The organism is Alteromonas sp. AMM-1 (genome assembly GCF_047290655.1).
Lineage (GTDB): Bacteria > Pseudomonadota > Gammaproteobacteria > Enterobacterales > Alteromonadaceae > Alteromonas > Alteromonas mangrovi.
This window is the reverse complement of the sequence record NZ_JBLBUE010000195.1, coordinates 1-5,923: the sequence shown is the minus strand read 5'-3', so window position 1 is coordinate 5,923 and position 5,923 is coordinate 1. Positions and strand designations below refer to the sequence as shown.

Below are 5,923 nucleotides of genomic sequence, written 5' to 3'. Positions count from 1 at the left end.
TTCATTTCTAGCGCATATTTCACTACGCCTGATGCCCCCACAGATGTTAAGTCATGTGGTTGCAGCGCTTTTATATCTGTGATCACGCCGTTTCTGTCGATAAATGCCACATCCAGTGGAATAAAGGTATTCTTCATCCACATACTTGCTTGTTTTTCTGGTTCAAATAAGAATAGCATCCCGCAATCCTCGCACAGTGACTGGCGGAACATCAAGCCCTGGGCTCGTTGTTCAAAATGCTGCGCGAATTCCAGTTCAAGCTTTATATCATTAATTTGCACCCGCACCGAATCAAATTCGACTTCGGTTACTGCTGACGCAGAAAACCAAACCAAAGTGCTGCATAGCATACCGAGTAATATACCCGTTTGTAAGCGGTTGCGAATACGCATAGTCTTTCCTTGTTTTTTATAATTCGGCATAAAAAAAGCCGGGCCCTTACGGTGCCCGGCTTGATAGTTTATACGCCAAGTCAGGCAACATTCAATGTTGGAATGATCTTAGCTTTAGCTTCTTCTTCCGCTTTCTTGAAACTTTCCATCTTATCGAAGTTCAGGTAGCGGTATACATCAGCCGCCATGGAATCGATCTTACCGGCATACTCCATGTACTCAGCAGCGGTTGGCAGACGACCAATGATCGCGCCTACTGCAGCCAGCTCAGCAGAGGTCAGGTATACATTCGCACCATCACCTAAACGGTTAGGGAAGTTACGGGTAGAGGTAGACAGTACAGTGGTACCGGCGTCAACACGAGCCTGGTTACCCATACACAGTGAACAGCCTGGCATTTCAGTACGTACACCAACGCGACCGTAGATGTTGTAGTAACCTTCTTCCATCAGCTGCGCTTTATCCATCTTAGTCGGTGGAGAAATCCACAGACGGGTCGGGATAGTCTTGTTGTATTGCTCTAGCAGTTTACCTGCCGCACGGAAGTGACCAATGTTAGTCATACAAGAACCGATGAATACTTCATCAACCTTGTCGCCGGCAACGTCAGACAATGTTTTGGCATCATCCGGGTCGTTCGGGCAACACACAATAGGCTCTTTGATTTCAGACAGGTCGATTTCAATCACTTCTGCGTATTCAGCGTCAGCATCAGCACGCATCAGTGTTGGGTTAGCCAGCCACTCTTCCATCTTACGAGCACGACGCTCAAGGGTACGAGGATCGCCGTAACCTTCGTTGATCATCCAGCGTAGCATGGTGATGTTAGAACGCAGGTATTCAGCAATAGACTCTTCAGACAGGTTGATTGTACAACCTGCAGCAGAACGCTCAGCAGACGCATCAGACAGTTCGAATGCCTGTTCTACAGTTAAGTCTTCCAGACCTTCGATTTCAAGGATACGACCAGAGAAAGCGTTGATCTTACCTTTCTTCTCTACCGTCAGCAGGCCTTGCTTGATACCGTACAGCGGAATCGCATGTACCAGGTCACGCAGGGTGATACCAGGCTGACGCTCGCCTTTAAAGCGAACCAGAATTGATTCAGGCATATCCAGTGGCATAACGCCAGTGGCTGCAGCAAACGCTACCAGACCAGAACCGGCTGGGAATGAAATACCCAGAGGGAAACGGGTGTGTGAGTCGCCACCTGTACCTACGGTGTCAGGCAACAACATACGGTTTAACCAGCTGTGGATAATACCGTCGCCTGGACGCAGTGATACACCACCACGGTTCATAATGAAATCAGGCAGCGTGTGCTGAGTTTCAATATCAACTGGCTTAGGATAGGCCGCAGTGTGACAGAAAGACTGCATGGTCAGGTCTGCAGAGAAACCAAGACACGCCAGATCTTTCAATTCGTCACGGGTCATAGGACCAGTCGTGTCCTGTGAACCTACTGTTGTCATTTTAGGTTCGCAGTATGTGCCAGGGCGGATACCCGCAACGCCACATGCTTTACCAACCATTTTCTGAGCAAGGGTATAGCCTTTGCCGGTATCAGCTGGTTGATCCGGTTTGCGGAACAAGTCAGATGAACCCAGACCCAGCGTTTCACGAGCCTTCTCAGTTAAACCACGACCGATGATCAGGTTAATACGGCCGCCAGCACGTACTTCGTCCAGAATTACCTTAGACTTGTAGTCGTACTCAGCCAGCACTTCGCCAGTTTCGTGGTTAGTGATTTTGCCTTCAAATGGATAGATGTCGATAACATCACCCATGTTCATTTTGTCTACGTCAGCTTCAAATACCAACGCACCGGCATCTTCCATGGTGTTGAAGAAAATTGGTGCCACTTTAGTACCAATACACACACCGCCGCCACGCTTGTTAGGCACGCCTGGCAGATCTTCACCGAAGAACCACAGAACAGAGTTAGTTGCAGATTTACGCGAAGAACCGGTACCTACCACGTCACCCACGAATGCAACCGGATAGCCTTTCGACTTGATATCTTCGATTTGCTTCATTGGGCCTTTTACGCCGTGCTCTTCCGGCTCCAGGCCGTCACGGGTCATCTTATAAGCTGCCAGGGCATGCAGAGGGATATCAGGACGCGACCATGCATCAGGAGCAGGCGACAGGTCATCTGTGTTGGTTTCACCGGTTACTTTGAACACAGTGTAAGTGATTTTGTCGTCCATTTGCTTACGCGAAGTGAACCACTCACCTTCTGCCCAGGACTTGATTACGTCGGTAGCGTGAGTATTGCCTGCTTTGTGTTTTTCTTCTACGTCGTGATAAGCGTCAAACATCAGCAGCGTGTGCTTCAGTTCTTTGGCAGCAAGCGGTGCCAGTTCGGCGTCGTCTAATAATTCAACCAGAGTTACGATGTTGTAACCACCGTGCATGTTGCCCAGTAACTCAACGGCTTTCGCTTTGCTGATCAGATCGCAGCTGATTTCGCCCTTCACGATTGCGCTCAGGAAACCGGCTTTAACATACGCCGCTTCATCCACACCAGGAGGTACACGCTCAGAGATCAACTCTAACAAGAACGCTTCTTCACCTGCAGGCGGGTTTTTCAGTAACTCTACCAATCCGGCCACTTGCTCCGCAGTCAGCGGTTTTGGCGGGATTCCTTCAGCAGCACGCTCAGCTACGTGTTTGCGATATTCTTCTAACACGATGTTTTCCTCATGGTTATTCCTGCAAATTCAGACGGTCCCTGGCAGGAAGTGACTATTAAAACGCCGGAATTATAACGGCTTATGTTGCAAATTTGAATTTTTATGCGCTTTCGCCAGTTTATAGCGGCCATTCAGCCAGCCTATTGTCAGGATTCAGCGGTAATTTGGATCGTTGTTGGCCATTAGCGCAAGCTGTGTTCTGGCACATTTTCCGGACGCAATGGTGAAAAACGCATAATCCGGGCCCGCTCCCCGTCGGTCAATACGTAAATTGCCCCGTCGCGGCCAATAATTACGTCGCGAAGACGTTCGTTTATAGTAGCAAATATTTGTACCGCCGCCATGGGATTTTGGTCTAATGACACGGCATACAGCGCTTTATTTTTCAGGCTCGTTACCAACAGATGATTCTGTAATGCCGGAAACACATCATTGTGATAAACCGTCATCCCAGAGGGCGCAATCGACGGCGTCCAGTTTAACGCTGGATCCTGCATACCCTCATAATGTGAGAACGGCGATATACGCGCTCCGGAATAGTCTTTACCTTGCGTTACAACCGGCCAGCCATAGTTATTGCCAGGCACCAGTAAATTAATTTCGTCACCGCCATCCGGGCCGTGTTCATGCAACCAGATTTTACCGCTTTCAGGATCGCGTATTAAGCCTTGCGGATTGCGGTGGCCAAGGGTGTAAATGTATTTTTCAGCCAGTGATTCACCATGGATAAACGGGTTGTCAGCGGCAGGTTTGCCCTCCGTAGTAAAGCGAAGCACCTTACCCAAAAAACTGTTTTTCTGCTGCGCCTGTTCGCGATAATCAAATCCATCGCCGCTGGTCATTAACCAGGTGTCGTCGGGCAACTGCAATAACCGCCCGCCATAATGCACTGGCGTATCCTTGGGGGTTGGAAGGGTAAAGATGTCGGTTACAACAGGTTCTTTGGCGTTGAGTACCGCAGTGCCAAATGTCAGGTAGTTTTTGTTTTCATTACCCGTGGCATAACTCAAATACACCCGGCGCGATTCAGTAAAGTCGTGGGCCAGTTTAATATCCAGCAATCCGCCCTGGCCAGCCACATACAGTTGGTTGAATTGCAGCGGAATTTCCTGGCGCTGACCAGCGTGATCATATTCTATAATGTCGCCGCTACGCTCGGTAATTAACCACCCGCCCAGCGGATTTTCAACCGCAGCCCATGGAAAGGTTAAATATCCCGCAACCTGGGTCTGGTGGTAATTACCAGTCAATACCGGCGGCTCAGCCGTAGCGCCTGTCGCCAGCGTGGAAGAGAGAGTAAAGAAACAACTGGCCGCCCACATCCGCCAACCGTTCAACAAACCTGATTTCATGCCTGAATAATGATCTACAACTTGTATTGCGCAGCTTACCATGAAATTATTGAATACCGCTAAATACCTTAGTCGTACGAATTTACCTTCAGGTTAGCCAGAGATGTAGTGAATGTCTGAATACGCCACCGTTTTTGAAGTCGACACCAATATCAGCCGCTTTACCAAAGCGGGTGCACTGCTGGTTGCCTGGCTGGTTTGTTACACTATTGCCAGTGTCTCCCAATCGCAATTTGTGCTGCAAAACCTAACCGATCTCGGCGTAAGCATTAACGGCAACGTGTGGCTTGAGCATACCGCGCTGGACTGGTGGGGATTATTACCCAAATTCGGGGGCGCTATCTTTGCCACCCTCACGCTAGCCTTATTTATCAGCGGCAAGTTAGGCCGCTGGCTAAAGCTACAACGCAATTGGCTGCATCCGTTGGCTGGTGCGTTATCGATGTTGCTCATGCTGGCAATTATGCATCCCTTGCTAGAGGTAACGTTAATTGCTGGTACACGCAGTTTTGCAGGTATTGTTTGGCAGGCCATCGCTGGCGCGGTTGGCGGTGAGCTTTACCGTATATTACGCCAGGATCTTGCCCGTTGGATTGTGCAGCGCCCCAAACAGAATGCGTTGCTTTAACATTAACTAACCCTCTTTGCTCCCCCTCTTTTGGGTGCCTTTTCGCTTTATCAAAAATCGCTGTACTTCAACCGTTTAACGCATTTTTAAGATTAACGCTTGCCAAACAAATCAAAGTTTGATTAAGATCAAATGATAATCGTTATCATTTGTATTTCCAATGACATTTAACAAACAGTCCCGTTCAATGCCCCGCTCACTGGTAGCCATGGCTTTACTCATTCAAACCAGTGGCCAGGCGACAGCGAATACCGCTGACGCACCAGAAACCATTGTAGTTACCGGCACCCGAAGCGCCAAAGCACTCTATGCATCGCCGGTAAATGTCGAGATTATTGAGCAGGCCACTATCGAGCGATTATCACGAGGCACCCTGCGGCAATTACTCGAGATCATGCCGGGCGTGGTGGTAACCCGAAGTCGCAAGGACGGATACAACATTCAGCTACAAGGATTCAGTGCCGATCGCGTATTAGTTTTGATGGACGGCCAGCCACTCATCTCTCCCACTGGTTCAGCGGTTGATTTGGACCAGATAAGCGTAAATAACATAAAGCAAATCGAGATAGTACGCGGTGCAGCTTCAGTGCTGTATGGCAGCTCAGCAATGGGCGGTGTAATCAACATTATCACCGAAGCCCCCAGCGACGGTTTTGTGCGTTTAACGTTTGAGGCAAACAGTTACGCGAACAATGCCAGGGAAGAAGACAACTGGGGCCAGCTATACCGCTTACAAGCAACCGACACTTTCTACGATTGGCAAACCAGCCTTAATGTGCAGTATATCGACGATCCGGGGTTTGATTACGATCCCGATACTGTGTTGCAAAACGGCGCGTCTAACGACAAAACCTT

Annotated in this window: 5 protein-coding genes; 2 read left to right on the top strand and 3 right to left on the bottom strand. The window is 49.1% G+C overall.

Annotation, left to right across the window (positions count from 1 at the left end; all coding sequences use genetic code 11):
- The 3 genes from ACLR2L_RS18205 to ACLR2L_RS18195 all read right to left on the bottom strand — a co-directional run.
- Positions 1 to 392 (bottom strand): DUF192 domain-containing protein (locus ACLR2L_RS18205; RefSeq protein WP_413370202.1); only part of this gene is annotated, 392 nt, incomplete at its 3' end.
- Positions 393 to 472: 80 nt separating this feature from the next.
- Positions 473 to 3,085: a bifunctional aconitate hydratase 2/2-methylisocitrate dehydratase gene (acnB, locus tag ACLR2L_RS18200; protein ID WP_413370200.1), complete on the bottom strand. Its 2,613-nt coding sequence runs from the start codon at positions 3,083 to 3,085 to the stop codon at positions 473 to 475.
- Between the two features lie 185 nt (positions 3,086 to 3,270).
- Positions 3,271 to 4,440 (bottom strand): PQQ-dependent sugar dehydrogenase, encoded by a 1,170-nt coding sequence (locus ACLR2L_RS18195; protein WP_413370198.1) that lies wholly within the window; start codon positions 4,438 to 4,440, stop codon positions 3,271 to 3,273.
- Positions 4,441 to 4,552: 112 nt separating this feature from the next.
- Between ACLR2L_RS18195 and ACLR2L_RS18190 the strand changes: the two genes are divergently transcribed.
- A complete protein-coding gene (locus tag ACLR2L_RS18190; protein WP_413370196.1) occupies positions 4,553 to 5,068 on the top strand; it encodes a hypothetical protein in 516 nt (171 codons plus the stop codon).
- 160 nt (positions 5,069 to 5,228) lie between these two features.
- The coding region (locus ACLR2L_RS18185) for a TonB-dependent receptor (RefSeq protein WP_413370194.1) at positions 5,229 to 5,923 on the top strand (695 nt) is incomplete at its 3' end.

Coding starts and splice junctions, on each gene's coding strand:
- ACLR2L_RS18190 (WP_413370196.1), top strand. CDS start 4,553: ATGTCTGAATACGCCACCGTTTTTGAAGTCGACACCAATATCAGCCGC.
- ACLR2L_RS18195 (WP_413370198.1), bottom strand. CDS start 4,440: ATGAAATCAGGTTTGTTGAACGGTTGGCGGATGTGGGCGGCCAGTTGT.